Raw genomic sequence first — 14846 nt, forward strand, 5'->3', positions numbered from 1 at the left:
CGCAAGTCTCTATCTATGGAACGGCGCAATACCGTTCAGGCACTGCGCAGATGCGCCGCGCGCACCAGCGCTTCGCGATCGGCCAATGAGGGGTAATTGATCAGCACGGCCTTGTACGAGCCCTTGAATACGAACAAGCTCCCGGCGCCAGCGCCGATGATTCCGAACTTCTTGATCAGTTCGCCAATGTCGTCAATGGATCCGGCGCCGCCAAGAACCGACAGCGGGACGGTCGTCACGTTGCGGATCTGTTCGACGATGCCGAGGTCGTAGCCTTTCATGACGCCATCGTGATCGATGGAATTGACCACGATCTCGCCCACGCCGTGCTGCTGCAGCAAAGGCGCCAGCTCCACCGGATTCAAATGCGTATTCTTGGTCGCGTTATGCGTCCAGACCTCGTAGCGGGAGCTGAAGCGCTTTTTCTTGACGTCCAGCACCGCAACGACGCTCTGACGGCCGAGCTTGTCGGAGATGCGGCTTGCCAGCGACGGGTCGTCGACCAGCGCGGAGCTCAGGGCAACCTTCTCCACGCCCAGGCTGATGATGGCCTGAGCCTGTTCGACCGTCTTCACGCCGCCGCCGTAGCAGAACGGCATGCGGCATTCGGCAGCAAGACGTTCAATCATTTTTAGATCGGGACCGACGCCCTTAGTGGTGGCGTCGATGTCGACCACGATCAATTCGTCCACTTCCTTTTCATTGAAGATGCGGACGGCATTGATGGGGTCGCCGACGTACTTGTCGGACGAGAACTTCACGGTCTTGATCAGACCTTTGTCTCGGACCAGCAGGCAGGGGATGATTCTGGGACGAAGCACGTTAGATATCCGCGAAGTTCTTCAGGAGGCGCGCACCGAATTCGTGGCTCTTCTCGGGGTGGAATTGCACGCCGTACACGTTTTCGTGATTGACCGCGCATGCGAACCGCGAGCCGTACTCGGCCGTGGCCAGCGTGTCCGCCTGGTCCTGGCAATCGAAATAGTAGGAATGGAGGAAGTAAAAGCGAGCATCCGTCTCCAGTCCGGCGAACAGCGGCGACGATTGTTTCGGATTTACGTCATTCCAGCCCATATGCGGCAATTGCGTGCGCTGCGTGAAATGGGTGGTGTCGAGCTTGCGCACCATACCAGGCACCCAATTCAGACCAGACGCCGCGCCTTCTTCGCTGCCGCCGGCCAACATCTGCATGCCGACGCAGATGCCAAGAACAGGAACCTTGTCTTTGGTGACCCGTTCGACGGCGACATCGTACATGCCCGAACGGCGGAAGGACTCCATCGCGTAGTCGAAGGCGCCGACGCCGGGCAAGATCAACTTGGTGGCGCCCGCAAGATCTTCGGCGGTGCGCGCGATGGAGACGGGCACCGCCATGCGGCGGTACATGTTGGCGAAGGCCAGGACGTTGCCCAGGCCGTAGTCAATGATGGCAATCATCGGAACAGCCTCTTTTCCAGGCCGAGCTTTTGCATGACGGTCGCGCCCAGTCCGATCAGCGCCTTTTTGTTGGCGTAGTCGCGGAAGGTCCGGTTCGGGCCGTCGAAAATAGCCTGCAGCTCGTCTTCGGTCAGGTCCAACTTGTGCGCAACGTAGCGGAACTCCTGGCGAGAGAAATGTTCGTCCAGCTCCGGGCGCGAAATGCGGTCCAGCGCTTCCTCGCGCGTCATTTGGCCGGTGAGAATCAGGCTGGAGAAGTGGGCCCGGCGCTTTTCGTAGCCGAACTTGCGGGGCATCCAATAGTCTTCATAGAAGCGGGTGAACCGCGATTCGTGGTGCTTGTGCTGGAATTTCTTCCAGCCGAAGCGCGACTCCAGCTCCTGCTCGGCGTCCACCTTGATGTAGGGCACCAGGTTAAGCGGCTTGAACACCTGCATCCCCAGCACGTAGCGGTAGTAGAGCTTGTACGTCAGGATGTCCACGATCGGGAAGGTTTTGAGTGGACGCTTGCCGAACTTCTTGTGGATGTCCAGAATCAGCCGCTTGTCGATGCCGGGATATCCGCCCCATTCTTCGGGCTCGCGGCAACACTCGGTCGAGTAGTTGCCGCCGGTCAGCACGTACTTGAGCTTGTGCTTGTTCGCGAACTTGTACAGGCCGGAGAAGAAGGCGACGTCCTGCGGCAGATCCTGGTCGGGGATTTGCGACTTCAGGAACGCGACCTGCAGGTCCTTCATCTCTTCCCAGTTGATGACCTCGGTGTACAAATCGAGGCCCAGCCCATCGACCAGCTTTTCCACGTTGCCAACGGCTTGGTCGGTATCCCAGCCTGCGTCGACGTGGAACAGCAACGGGCGCAAGCCCATCTTTTCCTTCGCGATGTAAGCCGTATACGAGCTGTCCAGGCCGCCGCTCAAACCGATGATGCAGTCAAAGTCCTTGCCTTTGCCTTCCGCCTTGATCTTCTCGGCCGTCCGCATGAGCTCAGCTTCGCCGCGGGCGTCCGTATGCCAGTTGGGTTTGATCTGCGTGTCGAAATTCGCGCAGTAGTCGGACTCACCGCGTTCGTCGAACGTAATGTTCGGATCGCTGGTGTCCATGATGGTGCGGGTGCAGATGCGGTAGCTTTGGCTCATGTTGTTTCGGTGCTGGCGTGAGGCTGGCGGCAAATCCGGCGCCCCGCTTTAACGGGCTGAGCCCGAATATTGATGATCGGCGTATCGAGAAGGCCGGCGCGTGAGACTTGCGTTCATCGCGCCGGCGAATTGGCTCGGCCCAAGGGGCATTACTTTTGGGCGCTGCCTTCGATGCCTTGTGCGACGGCCTGAACGATCTGCTGGATGACGTCCTTGCCGAGGTACGGGTGCATGGGAATGCTCATGACACGCTCGGCAAGCTGATCGCCGACCGGCAGATTGGCCGAGTCGTCGCGTACGGCAGGTTGCTTGTTCAGCGGAATCGGGTAGTGCACGGCAGTCGGAATGCCTTGGGCCTTCAGATGTTCCTGCAGCGCTGCGCGATTGGGCACCAGGATGGTGTACTGCGCCCAGGCGCTCACGTTGCCGTCGGCGACGTACGGGGTATCCGTGATGCCGGCGGCATGGAAAGCCGCCGTATAGTTGGCCGCGACCTGGTTGCGCAGATCCAGCTCTTCGTCCAGCAGTTCCAGCTTCGGAAGCAGAACGGCCGCCTGCAGCGTGTCGAGTCGGCTGTTCACGCCGATGCGGACGTGGTGATAGCGGCGGTCCTGGCCATGACGGGCGATCTGGCGAATGACGCGGGCCAACTCGGGGTCATTGGTGAAGATTGCGCCGCCGTCACCGTAGCAGCCCAAAGGCTTGCTCGGGAAAAAGCTGGTGCACGAAATCGCGCTCAGATTGCAGGATTTGCGGCCTTTGTAGGTCGCGCCATAGCTCTGCGCGGCGTCTTCGATGACGGGGATGCCATGGCGCTCGGCGATGGCGTTGATCGCGTCGAGATCGGCGCATTGCCCATAGAGCGAAACCGGAATAATGGCTTTGGTCTTGGGGGTGATAGCCGCTTCGAGCTTTGCGGGATCGAGATTGCAGGTACGGGGGTCGACGTCCACGTAGACAGGCTTGGCGCCCAGCAGCGCGACGGTCTCCGCGGTGGCAATGTAGTTGAAGCCCGGCGTGATGACTTCGTCGCCGGGGCCGATGCCCAGCGCCATCTGCACGATTTGCAGCGCGTCCGTGCCGTTCGCGCAGCTGATGCAGAATTCGACGCCGGCGTAGGCCGCCAGCTTTTGTTCAAGTTCTGCGACTTCGGGTCCCAGAATGAACTGACCGTGTGCGAGCACGCGTTGGATGCCCGCGTCGATCTTGTCCTTGATGCGGCTTTGTTGAGCCTTGAGGTCGACGAAATCGATCATGAATTGGTTTCCGTTTTGGTCACAACACCGTCGTTGAGGACGTATCGGGCATTGGTGTGCGGGCACAGCGTTTCGCCGTTGCCCTGGAGCGGCAGGTCAAGTTGTTCGCCGAATTCGCTCATCCAGCCGATCTGCCGGGCGGGCACGCCAACCATAAGCGCGTAGTCGGGGACGTCCCGGTTGATCACCGCGCCGGCGCCGATGAAGGCAAAGGCGCCCACGGTGACGCCGCAAACCACAGTGCAGTTGGCGCCGAGGGTGGCGCCGCGCTTGACGAGCGTGTCGCGGTACTGGTCCTTGCGCTCGATAAGGGAGCGCGGGTTGTACACGTTCGTGAAGACCATGCTCGGTCCGCAGAAAACGCCTTCTTCGAGAACGACGTTGTCGTAGACGGAGACGTTGTTCTGCACTTTGCAGTTGTTTCCGATGACGACCTTATTGCCCACGAAGACGTTCTGCCCCAACGACACGCCCGTGCCGATGCGCGCGCCGCCGCATACGTGCACGAAGTGCCAGACGCGCGAACCGTCGCCGATTTGAGCGCCTTCGTCCACGATGGCGCTGGGGTGCTGGTAGTGGCTCATTTCTTCAGGAAGGGGTGGTAGTCGCCCGTGCGCGGCGCGAGGGACGCCTGGCGAATCGCCGCGACGGTGCCGATTGCCACGCGGTTCTCTTCGAGCCCGAAGCCGCGGCCCGCCAGGATTTCCTGGTAGCTGCGCGTGTGCAGGTCGGTGAAACCGCCGGAGAATTCGATCTCGTCGCCGTCAACGGTGATGGAGCGGAAGGTGCGTTGGCCGGCATTGCGTTGCGCTTCGGGGACGTCGGCAAAATCGACCGACAGGAACCAGCGGACACGCGCGTGTTCGTATTCGAGATAGCCCGCCGCTTTCGTATCTTCCGACAAGTGGACGACGTTATCCTGAAGCTCGCCGAAGATGTAATGCAGCATGTCGAAAAAGTGCACGCCGATGTTCGTGGCGATGCCGCCCGACTTGCGGTGATCGCCCTTCCACGATTGCAGATACCAATGGCCGCGCGAAGTGATATAGGTGAGATCCACTTCATGCTTGGTCGACTTTTTGCCGGACTGGACCTTTTCGCGCAACGCGACAATTGCCGGGTGTACGCGCAACTGCAGAATCGTATTTACGCGATGACCGGTGTCGCGTTCAATTTCCAAAAGGCCATCGATATTCCACGGATTCAAAACCAGCGGCTTTTCGCAAATCGCGTCAGCGCCGGAACGCAGCGCAAAGCGCATGTGCGAATCGTGAAGATAATTGGGCGAGCAGATGGAAATATAATCGACGCGCTTGGAATCTTCGGCGCGGCGCAGTTTATCGATGTGGCGATCGAATCGCTCGAATTCAGTGAAAAAATCCGCTTCCGGAAAATGGCTGTCGATAATCCCCACTGAATCATTCGGGTCCAGAGCGGCAACCAGGGCGTTTCCAGTTTCTTTAATGGCTATCATGTGTCGCGGAGCGATATAGCCGGCAGCACCGATAAGAGCGAAGTTTTTCATCATGGATATCGAGTGAATTGTGTTGGAAAGTTAGGAGTCGCAAACAAGTGCATCCGCCTTCACCTATTCAAGGAGGTGCCTGCCGATTTGCCTTGCTGACTTGTGGCGCTATGGCGAGCTGCCTGGCCGGGATCGGGCACGTTGTGTGCGATGCTTCGGAGTGACCGGAAGCATCCGGGAACGGGAAGCCCAACATCAGGGCCTTCATCGCCCGCTCCCGATTCCGATTGCCCCGCGACCGGCTTGCTGTATTCGAAATGGCGGCCATATGGGGAGGGGCAGAGTGGGAAAGCGCTTCTTCGAAGTGGCCGACAGTGACGGCGTGATTGCACTCACGTGGGACGTGCTACCGCGTACGACTATACTATAGATGCCCTATAGGGTGCTAGCCGGACGCCGCGCGCGGCCGTAGAAAGCTTCGGTCAAGTTACGTTTTGTTGCGCGTCGACTACACTCTGATTTTTTTCACGATTCAACGTATTTTGGCAGAGGTTTGTCGACAATTTTGGCTAAGCCCTGCAGGATTGGAATTCGGTCTTCTGCCGTCGCATTAGCGTAGGGAACGCGGCAAAAAAGAAAGTGTTTTTTTATGGCGTTCTGGTACTGAATCGTCGTTTTGTGTAATCCGATCGCGGGCTGTCAAAAATAATAAGGTGGTTTTATGGTTTCCCTGGGCTACATATATACGAAAGTGCTCAAGAAAATGCGCGGCGCCGCGATCGCCAATTCACGTATTCATGCATCGTCGAAGGTCGAGTCCGGCAGCGCGGTAATAGATTCCGTATTCGACAGGCATTCTTTCTGCGGATACGACTGCACCATCGTGGCTTGCGATGTCGGCGCATTCTGCTCGATCGCAAGTGGCGTAGTTATCGGCGGTGCGCGGCATCCTATCGAGTATGCGTCGACCAGCCCGGTGTTCCTGTCGCATAAGGACAGTGTCAAGAAGAAGTACTCCCGGCACGTTTATTCGTGGAATCCGCGTACTCGCATTGGAAACGACGTCTGGATCGGGGAGCGTGCTTTGATAAAGAGCGGCGTTACCATAGGCGACGGCGCAGTTATCGGGATGGGCAGTGTCGTGACGAAGGACGTTCCGCCCTATACGATCGTTGCCGGTAACCCGGCCAAAATTATTCGTGCGCGTTTTTCGCCCGAAATTTCAGAGGGATTCCTGCGCTTGCAGTGGTGGAGTCTCCCTGACGATGAATTGACGAAATTGGCTCCGATGTTCACGAATCCCGAATTGTTGTTGCAAACCAAAGGCTTGCTTTGAAGATCGTCCATCTATGCGTGTCCTGTTTTTATATTGACGGATACCGGTATCAGGAAAATGAACTGATAGCCGAACACGTCCGGCAGGGGCACGACGTTACCGTGATCGCCTCGACCGAGACCTTTGTCGACAACATGAATCTCGGGTATGTCGAGCCTTCCACCTATATGGGGCAGGACGGCGCCAAGGTCATTCGGCTCGCTTATTCAGGCCCGTTCCCCGCCCGCGTCCAGCAGAAGCTGCGCATGCACAAGGGGATATATCGGCTCCTGGATGAGATAAAACCGGACGTCATCATGTTCCATGGCCTTTGCGGCTGGGAGCTCTTGACCGCTGCGCGTTACAAGAAGCGCAACCCGAGCACGATCTTCTATGTGGACAGCCACGAAGACGCGCATAACAGCGCGCGGAGCTTTTTCTCCAAGAATGTTCTGCATGGGATCTATTACAAGTCCATCATAAAAGCCAGCTTGCCTCAGATCGAGAAGGTGCTGTGCATTTCCCTGGAAACGATGGACTTCTGCCGAAAACAGTACGGCATTCCCGAAGATAAATTGGAATTCTTCCCATTGGGGGGGAAGCTCGCGCGCGAACCGTACTATTCCGAGACCCGCGAGCGAGTGCGCCGTCAGTACGAGATCGCGGATGACGAAATTCTCTTCGTCCAAACAGGAAAGTTCGACTGGAAGAGGAAGATGTTGGTCGAAAGCCTGAAGGCGTTTGCCAAAACTTCCGACTCCAAGCTGCGCTTTTTCATCGCGGGCATCGTTTCCGACGCTTTGAAGACCGAGGTAGAACAGTTGGTTGCGGCTGATCCCAGAGTCCAGTTCCTGGGGTGGAAGAAGGCGGAAGATCTGTATGAACTGCTTTGTGCGGCGGATGTTTACGTCCAGCCAGGCACACAGTCGGCAACCATGCAGATCAGCCTGTGCGCACGTTGCGCCGTGTTGCTCGACGATGTCCCCAGTCACGTGCCTTTCGTTCATGAGAATGGATGGAAAGTCCGCGATATCAATGGTTTGAAGGATGTGTTCCTCTCCATTGAAAATAATAAGGGTCGAGTTGCGGCGATGCGCAGCAAGTCATATGCGATCGCGGAGAAGCTGCTGGATTACGAACGCATGGCGCAACGCCTGCTGCAGCCTCACTGAATGGCCCGTATGTATCGCCCGGAATTCGTCTGCAGACGCAGTTCAAATCTAAAGCGCGCTGGAAGACAGTGAAACTACCGAAAAGCGATTTTTCCAAGAACGTGCTCACAGTCTTGAGTGGCAGTTCATTGGCTCTGCTCATTGCGCTCTTGCTGAGTCCCCTGCTGTCGCGTTTTTTTACGCCGGAGCAGTTCGGCTATCTCGCGGTCTATGCCTCGTTGGCGGCTATCGGTTCGGTCTTCGCGTCGCTTCGTTTCGAATTGACGATCGTACTTGCGCCTACCGACCGATATGCATACTACCTGCTGCTGCTTGCCTTCGGGCTGACCTGCGTTTTCAGCGTTGGGTTCGTCGTCCTGTCGGGCATTGTGGTGATGGCCATCCCCGATCTGATTTCCAGGCACATCCCCCCGTTTGTGATGTTCCCGATGCTGACGATCGGGATATTCCTGACGACGGCCAACCAGATCCTGACGTCCTGGGGAACCCGGCGCAAGCATTACAAGGGCATTTCGCAGGCCCGCGTCATCCAGGCGCTTACGCTTTGCGCGGGGCAGGTCAGCCTGGGTGCGCTATCCCTGAGCGGATTCGGTTTGATCCTCGGCCACGCGTTCGGCGCAGCTTGCATGATGATCAAGCTGGTGAAGGAGTATGCAGAGGAGTTCGGCAGGTTCTGGCGCACGGCGAGCCTGAAGCGCGTGGTCGCTGTGGCCAAGCGGTACAAGGATTTTCCACGGTTCATGGTGATTGGCCAACTGGCGAACGTTGTGTCGGGCCAGGCGCCGGTCGTGCTGTTGGCGTTCCTTTACGATTCACATGCCGTTGGGCTCTATTCTCTGCCGGAGCGGGTGCTGGTGATGCCTTGCGCCTTTATCGCCGCAGCAATCGGGGAGGTGTATCGGCAAGAGGCCGCGGCGACGTTCAATAGCACGGGGAATTGTCGCGCTGTATTCTTGAAAACCGCGAAAAAGCTTGCGCTCCTGGGAATCGTGCCGGCGGTGGTTGCCATGATTGCGTCTCCCGTCTTGTTTCCCATTGTTTTTGGCGAAGCGTGGGCCGAGGCCGGGAAGATCGCGGCGGTCCTGGGCGCGTTAGTGTTTTTTCAGACCGTGGTATCGCCGTTGAGCTACACGGTTCTTCTGACGAAAATGTACCGACTGGATCTGATCTGGCAACTTGCCCGCCTCGTCGTGGTCGCGGTGGGCATTTGGGCCGGGTATTACTTCCTGAATTCGCTGTTTTACTCGGTAGTGTTCCTGGTTGCCGGCTATTGCGTGATGTATGTTCTGCACTTCATCCTGCAATACCGGGCCGCATGCGGGCATGCTTTGGGACGGCCGGCATCGGCCTGACGACACGGATCGGTGGTGTCGTCCTCGGGTGGAATCGCGAGTCGCGTCCCGGTCCTGAAATCCGGTGGTTTGGCATAATTGACGCTGGATAGTAGGCCGGCGAAACGGCATACGAGGCAGCTCTGCAGTAGGGTTGGCACGATTGGGTCAGGCGGGTGCGGGAATGCACGCGATGACTGGTTAGGAGAAATGGTTGAAGAAGAAAAGGTACTTGGTCCTGGGCCCTCACACAGATGATGGCGAATGGGGCTGCGGCGCATCGATGGCGAAGTGGGCGGAGCAAGGGCACGAGGTGCACTACGCGGCATTTTCTGCCGCCGAGGAGTCCGTGCCCGCTGGCCTGACACAGGACATTCTGCGCACCGAAATCTTGGACGCGGCGAAAGAAATCAACCTGCCGGCCTCACAGTTGCAGGTGTTCCATTTTCGTGTACGGTATTTCCCGCGTGACCGCCAGGAAATCCTGGAAACCATGGTCCGCCTTCGCAAGGAGATTGATCCCGATGTGGTCGTGGGGCCGAATTCCTACGACACTCACCAGGACCACGAGGTCATCAATCGTGAAGCGTTCAGGGCATTCAAGCGCGCAACGATCCTGGGTTACGAAATTCCCTGGAATAACCGTCGGACAGATCTGACGTTTTTCCATGGAGTGGAAGAGAAGCATCTGCAGTGCAAGATCCGCGCATTGGCCGCTTATAAGTCGCAAGCATTCCGTGCGCCGAATTACGATGAATTGATCCACAGTCTGGCTGTGCAGCGCGGTTGCCAGGTTGGCATGCGCTTTGCCGAAGCTTTCGAGGTGATTCGATGGGTAGAGCAATAAGCAAGCCGGTTTCGGCCAATGACGTCGCTCGATATCTGGGGCTGCCAGCCTTGGCGAGCGACGTCGAGATTACGTCTATCGCTCCGGTCGACGAAGCGGTCGCGGGAGCGCTGAGCTTTGCGAAATCGGGCGCTTGGGCGGAAAAGGCGCCGGCCGGGGCCGTCGTGATCGTTTCACCGGAGCACGCTGCTCTGGTGAAGGGTCTCGCGCTGGTGTCGCCGACTCCCAGGCTGGATTTCGCGCGGGCATTGGCTTATATCGAAGATACGGCGGGCTACGTCTGGTCCCAGGCCGAGCCCGACATTCATCCCACTGCCTTCATCGGGCAAAACGTGGTGCTTGGCAAGGGGGTGGTGGTCGGAGCGGGCGCACGGATTCTGCACAACGTTGTGATCCAGGACGAAGTCACCATCGGTGCGCGCAGCATCATTAAATCCTGCACGGTCGTCGGTGAAGATGGCTTTGGATTCGAACGTGATGCCGATGGCAAGGCGCTACGGCTTCCCCATTTGGGCCGGGTGATTATCGAGGACGATGTCGAGATCGGCTCGCTGACCACCGTTTGCCGTGGAACGCTGGGCGACACGCTGATACGGCGTGGCGCAAAGATTGACGATCATGTACATATCGCGCACAACGTCGATGTGGGCGAGGACGCATTCGTCATCGCTTGCGCCGAGATTAGCGGCGGCGTGCGCATTGGCGCCCAGGCTTGGGTCGCGCCCAATGCATCCGTGCTGAATCAGCTGAAAATCGGCGAGAAGGCGATCGTTGGTCTTGGCGCGGTGGTCGTGCGCAATGTCGACGAAAAAAGCATCGTGGCGGGCAACCCCGCGAAGCATATCCGGCACGTCGAGTAATCGGCTTCACGGCAGCCCTGGTCCTGGAGGACGGGGCTGCCTTGCCCTTCACCGTGCGCTGTCAGTGGCGCAGGTGCGCAGGGTTTGTGCCGGTCACCTTGGCACTATAGAAGAACAATAACCAGATGATGCCGCCGAATGACGTGAGCATCGTGAAGAACGAAACGTTCACCAACGCGAGCCCGATTGGAAGCAGCAACGGCAGCACGAAGCGGCGGTTCCAATCGCGCGTAGCGCGATCCAGAAGAATCAGCCAGCACGCCAGCAAGATGCTGATGACGACGATGCCGACGGATCCGAGCGCTGCGGCGCCATCTGTGGCGAAGAGGCTGGCGTTCGAATTGCTTTCCACATTGAATGAACGTTCGGCAAGAATCCGTCCGAGCATTGGCCATTTCTTGTCGTAGTCGAGCAGGTTGGGGGTGGTGACGAACCGGTTGACTCCCGACACATGGGACCAATACGTGTAGCCCAGCCGCGAAAACAAGTCGTAGTACTGAGCCACGAATACGCCTGGATAGGCGAGCAGTCGCGTCAGGAAGTAGAAGCCAAGTTTCTCCAGCGCTCCTACCGAGCGCCAGAAGAAGGCGATCAATAGCGTGAGCACCGAGAAACCGGCGATCAGCGCGGTCACGTGCCTGGCCGTCATGAAGCGGAAGCGCGCGATCTCGTACAGCAGGAACATGGCGACCGGGAGCAGGAAAACGGTACGTTCGGCGGTGATCATGTAGGTGATCAGGAAGCCGCACAGCGCGGCGACGAGAGCAAGGCGGTGCCGGTTCGCCAGGCCATAGGCGAATAAAAATGGGCTGAAGATATAGGCGAAATAGACCTGCGCGTACCCGACGGCAAGGGACGTCGCGGCGCCCTTTTCTCTTTGGCCGTAGACGTCCGATAGACTCTGCAGGCTCATGCTATCGCGATAGATAGCCAGAAGCAGCAGGCAGCAGATCAGCCAGGCAAGAAAGAAAAGCTTGGCGATTCTCTTGCTTGGAGAATAGACAGGTGTGTCAGCGGGTTCGGCGCCGAATACGCGTACGGTGGAGAAGAGCAGGGCCATGCCGAAGGCCAGCGAGCCCATCAGGAAGCCATACCGCTCCATACTGTCGTCATAGTTTTCCAGATTGATGACGACGGCCGGCACGAAAACGAGCAGGAATAACAGCAGCAGGATGACGGAGGATGCCCGGTCGAATCTTACGGGCATCGCCAGGGTGGGTATCGCCAGCATCATGACCATCGCGGTGATTTTCGCGGCGTCGAGCGACGGCTCGAAAAAGCCCCAGTATGCCTGCTCTGAACTGAGATAAAGCGCATGCGCGACGGAAATCGAGAATCCGTAGAACAGTACTGCGCAGAGCAGGATGAATCTGGATCTCGCAGGAGATGAGGGCGGGAAAGCGGGCATTTTGGCTGTGCGGCGTTTGCGCTTGTGTCTCCGGGGCCGTTCGGCGCGGCCTTTGTGCCCCAGGAATGTTTTGGCGAAGCGCTATGACGGAGCCAGAAATCAATTGCGCTTGGGCGCGAGCCACGCCCACAACGCAAAGATGATCACCATCAGCGCGGATCCCAGCAAGGCTCCGACGAGGGCTGCGACGATTCTGCTGGGCCCTTGGGGCGTCTGAGCGACAAATACCGGCGCTTCGAAACGGGTGTTATAGGTTTTGGCCTCTTGGAGTTGATCTCGCAGGTTTGTCTGCTGCTCGACAAAACGGGAGCGTTCCACTTCATTGGCCCGCAGCAGATAGGAGACCATGATGGGATCAGGCGCTTGCTGGCCGATCTTTGCCGCATTGGCCTTAATGCTGTCTAGTATGGTCTGATGTTCCTTCTGATTGCCCTCGATCGAGGTCTCCAGGCTTGCAAGCCGTTCTTTCTTTTCCTTCACCGCGACATCCAGCAGAGCTTGGTGTTCCCGCTGCAGGACGGCCAGGGCGCCAGTCAGAAATTTCGTGGCATCTTCCTTGGTAAGGCCGTCGACCTGCATCTGGAAAAGGCTAGGGCCTTTCTGAACCTGCGTGTTGAAGGTTTTCTTTGCCAGTTTCGCTCTGACATCGCTGTCCACGTCGACCGGCATGCCGGCTGCGCGCAATGCATCCTGGACGAACGACGGGAACTGAGTGCGCGCCAGGACGGCAGCGGGATCGGTCAGAGCATTGGTTCCACCGACCTGGCCGATTTTCGCGAGAGCCATGGCTGGCCAGACTTTTGGCTGTGACATAGCGATGGCAACGGCGACGACAAGGCCGACCAATGCTCCAAGAATGATGAGGAGCCAATGGGAAATCAGTATGTCTTGTAGAAAACGGCTGTCTTCGGGATTGCTATAGGAAGAAGGGCTATCACTCATATGGGATTTGCGTTCTCAGTATCGATATTCTTCGTCGCGTAGTTGAAGTACGCGGCAATATCGCCATTGAGTTGATCCCAAGAGGAATCTCTATAATTTGAAAGCGATTTTTGATTGCCGCGTGTCGGAGTTGATGCCTCCACATTATGCAGAGGTCAATTGACGTCGATACAACGATGATGCACAAATCGTTAGCGAGTATGTGGCAAGGCACGCTTGGAAATCATGCGTTGCGGTATTGGCAAAAGCGCCTGCGTTCGACAGATTCTCTTAGGGAGGGTCTGCGTGGGTGACGGATGCCGAGGGAGCCGAGGGGGGCCTCAGGCTCGTAACATATGTTGTTGTATATGCGCTGTGTCGACAGCGTTACATCCAGCATGGGGAACAGGCGTAATGGCGCATCTGGCGCGGATCGCCTGTAGGGGACTGCAGCCGAAAGGGGGTAGTCAGGAGCAGGCGGCTGCGGCGCGCTTCACCGCAGCCTGGCGCCGCAGATTGCCGTAGACGCCAATGGCGATGGGTAGCAATTGGTAGGTGTAGTACTTGGCGACGAGCAAAAGCATCAGATTCGCCACCAGCAGCGCAGCCGCTACCAGAAATACAGGCGTACGGATTTGGTCGCTATACGAAAGGATGAGATTGGCGCCCGCAAAGACCAACAGCAGTATTAGGGTCACAACCCCCGGCAAGCCCATATCGACCCACGCGGACAGAATGTTGTGCGCATAGTTGCCGGGCAGATAGCTGCCAAAATCGCCCAGGACCGGCCAGGTCGAGATCGATAGCCAGGCATTGCTCGTTAGTGCGGCACGCGCGATGACGGACTGATCTTCGCTGATATCCGACAGGCCCAAAATGCGGCTGCCTGGCAGCGTGCCGAGCATCGTATGCGCCAGCACCAGCAGCGCGATGGCCCCGCCAATTCCGAGCACGACCAGCAGCACCTTGCGTTTGGCCATGCAGAACTCGATAACGCAGGCCATGAGCGCGAAGGCCACGAATTCAGAGCGCGCACCGATCATATACAAGGCGATGATCGCCGCCGCATAGCCGGCATATCTGACGAGGACGCGCCCGGGTGGAATCGCGGCCAGCGCCACCACGATATAGGTCATGGCGACCGCCTGGTAATTCAGCTCCATGCCGATTTCGGGCGAGATATACCCCCCGCCGATCAATTGGCCATTCGTCGAATTGAGCAGGATAAGCGGCAGTAAAGCGCAGAAGACCAACTGCGACCAGCAGGTCGCGGTCAGGTTGCCCCAAGGGAAAAGCAGGCCGAACAGGTAGAGCACAACAAATGAGCCCCACGCGATGGCATTAGGCTTCAGGATGTCGGGCGTTACCTGGAAATAGACGCCGACCGCGATGCTGATGCCGAACAGCGCCATGAACAGGAGGAACAGCCATTCCACCAAGTCGAACCGGACTCGCAGGCGCGGCTTGGCATAGGCCGCGAGCAGCAGCATCGGCAGGCCGAGCACGATCCCGGCTGTGAAGTACCCGCCCAGATATGGCCGGATCACCGCCTTTTGCACCAGTATCTGGTAGACGATGTAGGCGGGGAAGATGACGAAAAACGCCCCGATCGCCAACCACCGCGCGGTCCATTCGCTGCCATTCTGACGGCAGCTGGCGGTGATCGTAGGAGCGTGCGACATCAATTTCAACCGACGG

The 14846-nt window shown here is 58.1% G+C and carries 14 protein-coding genes; 5 read left to right on the forward strand and 9 right to left on the reverse strand.

Annotation, left to right across the window (positions count from 1 at the left end):
- Positions 1–35 precede the first annotated feature (35 nt).
- The 6 genes from ADE01S_RS07575 to ADE01S_RS07600 form a co-directional block, all read right to left on the reverse strand.
- On the reverse strand, positions 36–821 hold the full coding sequence (locus tag ADE01S_RS07575; RefSeq protein ID WP_062681040.1) for an AglZ/HisF2 family acetamidino modification protein: 786 nt from the start codon (positions 819–821) through the stop codon (positions 36–38).
- Between the two features lies 1 nt (position 822).
- On the reverse strand, positions 823–1437 hold the full coding sequence (gene hisH / locus ADE01S_RS07580; protein ID WP_062681042.1) for an imidazole glycerol phosphate synthase subunit HisH: 615 nt from the start codon (positions 1435–1437) through the stop codon (positions 823–825).
- Positions 1434–2573, reverse strand: a complete 1140-nt coding sequence (locus ADE01S_RS07585) for an N-acetyl sugar amidotransferase (protein WP_062681044.1) — start codon at positions 2571–2573, stop codon at positions 1434–1436. The genes hisH and ADE01S_RS07585 overlap by 4 nt, the downstream gene beginning before the upstream one ends.
- 149 nt (positions 2574–2722) lie before the next feature.
- Entirely contained in the window at positions 2723–3829 is a 1107-nt protein-coding gene (locus tag ADE01S_RS07590) for a DegT/DnrJ/EryC1/StrS family aminotransferase (protein ID WP_062681046.1), read from the reverse strand.
- Positions 3826–4413, reverse strand: coding sequence for a UDP-2-acetamido-3-amino-2,3-dideoxy-D-glucuronate N-acetyltransferase (gene wbpD / locus ADE01S_RS07595; RefSeq protein ID WP_062681048.1), 588 nt, complete (start codon positions 4411–4413; stop codon positions 3826–3828). Before wbpD ends, ADE01S_RS07590 begins: the two co-directional genes overlap by 4 nt.
- On the reverse strand, positions 4410–5354 hold the full coding sequence (locus ADE01S_RS07600; RefSeq protein ID WP_062681050.1) for a Gfo/Idh/MocA family oxidoreductase: 945 nt from the start codon (positions 5352–5354) through the stop codon (positions 4410–4412). Before ADE01S_RS07600 ends, wbpD begins: the two co-directional genes overlap by 4 nt.
- Positions 5355–6015: 661 nt before the next feature.
- Here ADE01S_RS07600 and ADE01S_RS32240 point away from each other — a divergent pair.
- The 5 genes from ADE01S_RS32240 to ADE01S_RS07625 all read left to right on the forward strand — a co-directional run bounded on the left by ADE01S_RS32240 (position 6016) and on the right by ADE01S_RS07625 (position 10819).
- On the forward strand, positions 6016–6630 hold the full coding sequence (locus ADE01S_RS32240) for a CatB-related O-acetyltransferase (protein ID WP_122984347.1): 615 nt from the start codon (positions 6016–6018) through the stop codon (positions 6628–6630).
- Entirely contained in the window at positions 6627–7781 is a 1155-nt protein-coding gene (locus ADE01S_RS07610; RefSeq protein WP_062681052.1) for a glycosyltransferase family 4 protein, read from the forward strand. Before ADE01S_RS32240 ends, ADE01S_RS07610 begins: the two co-directional genes overlap by 4 nt.
- A gap of 68 nt (positions 7782–7849) precedes the next feature.
- The gene (locus tag ADE01S_RS07615; protein WP_075873385.1) at positions 7850–9133 is read left to right on the forward strand and encodes a lipopolysaccharide biosynthesis protein; all 1284 of its coding nucleotides are present in this window, start codon (positions 7850–7852) and stop codon (positions 9131–9133) included.
- A gap of 193 nt (positions 9134–9326) precedes the next feature.
- Positions 9327–9959: a PIG-L deacetylase family protein gene (locus tag ADE01S_RS07620; RefSeq protein WP_062681056.1), complete on the forward strand. Its 633-nt coding sequence runs from the start codon at positions 9327–9329 to the stop codon at positions 9957–9959.
- Positions 9944–10819, forward strand: a complete 876-nt coding sequence (locus ADE01S_RS07625; RefSeq protein WP_075873386.1) for an LpxD N-terminal domain-containing protein — start codon at positions 9944–9946, stop codon at positions 10817–10819. Before ADE01S_RS07620 ends, ADE01S_RS07625 begins: the two co-directional genes overlap by 16 nt.
- A 61-nt stretch (positions 10820–10880) precedes the next feature.
- Here the strand turns inward: ADE01S_RS07625 and ADE01S_RS07630 are convergent, their stop codons facing one another.
- The 3 genes from ADE01S_RS07630 to ADE01S_RS07640 all read right to left on the reverse strand — a co-directional run bounded on the left by ADE01S_RS07630 (position 10881) and on the right by ADE01S_RS07640 (position 14830).
- Positions 10881–12227 carry a hypothetical protein gene (locus ADE01S_RS07630; RefSeq protein WP_075873387.1) on the reverse strand — a complete coding sequence of 449 codons (1347 nt, stop codon included), beginning with the start codon at positions 12225–12227 and terminating at the stop codon, positions 10881–10883.
- Between the two features lie 99 nt (positions 12228–12326).
- Complete coding sequence (locus ADE01S_RS07635; RefSeq protein WP_131828741.1) at positions 12327–13169, reverse strand: GumC domain-containing protein; 843 nt, start codon at positions 13167–13169, stop codon at positions 12327–12329.
- 446 nt (positions 13170–13615) lie between these two features.
- The gene (locus tag ADE01S_RS07640) at positions 13616–14830 is read right to left on the reverse strand and encodes a hypothetical protein (protein ID WP_062681064.1); all 1215 of its coding nucleotides are present in this window, start codon (positions 14828–14830) and stop codon (positions 13616–13618) included.
- Between the last annotated feature and the right edge of the window lie 16 nt (positions 14831–14846).

The sequence above is a fragment of the Achromobacter denitrificans NBRC 15125 genome (assembly GCF_001571365.1).
Taxonomy (GTDB): domain Bacteria; phylum Pseudomonadota; class Gammaproteobacteria; order Burkholderiales; family Burkholderiaceae_B; genus Achromobacter; species Achromobacter denitrificans.

Bases quoted from the DNA above. Each gene is read 5' to 3' on its own strand.
- hisH (WP_062681042.1), bottom strand. From the start codon at position 1,437: ATGATTGCCATCATTGACTACGGCCTGGGCAACGTCCTGGCCTTCGCC.
- ADE01S_RS07585 (WP_062681044.1), bottom strand. From the start codon at position 2,573: ATGAGCCAAAGCTACCGCATCTGCACCCGCACCATCATGGACACCAGC.
- ADE01S_RS07590 (WP_062681046.1), bottom strand. From the start codon at position 3,829: ATGATCGATTTCGTCGACCTCAAGGCTCAACAAAGCCGCATCAAGGAC.
- wbpD (WP_062681048.1), bottom strand. From the start codon at position 4,413: ATGAGCCACTACCAGCACCCCAGCGCCATCGTGGACGAAGGCGCTCAA.
- ADE01S_RS07600 (WP_062681050.1), bottom strand. From the start codon at position 5,354: ATGAAAAACTTCGCTCTTATCGGTGCTGCCGGCTATATCGCTCCGCGA.
- ADE01S_RS32240 (WP_122984347.1), top strand. From the start codon at position 6,016: ATGGTTTCCCTGGGCTACATATATACGAAAGTGCTCAAGAAAATGCGC.
- ADE01S_RS07625 (WP_075873386.1), top strand. From the start codon at position 9,944: ATGGGTAGAGCAATAAGCAAGCCGGTTTCGGCCAATGACGTCGCTCGA.
- ADE01S_RS07630 (WP_075873387.1), bottom strand. From the start codon at position 12,227: ATGCCCGCTTTCCCGCCCTCATCTCCTGCGAGATCCAGATTCATCCTG.
- ADE01S_RS07635 (WP_131828741.1), bottom strand. From the start codon at position 13,169: ATGAGTGATAGCCCTTCTTCCTATAGCAATCCCGAAGACAGCCGTTTT.
- ADE01S_RS07640 (WP_062681064.1), bottom strand. From the start codon at position 14,830: ATGTCGCACGCTCCTACGATCACCGCCAGCTGCCGTCAGAATGGCAGC.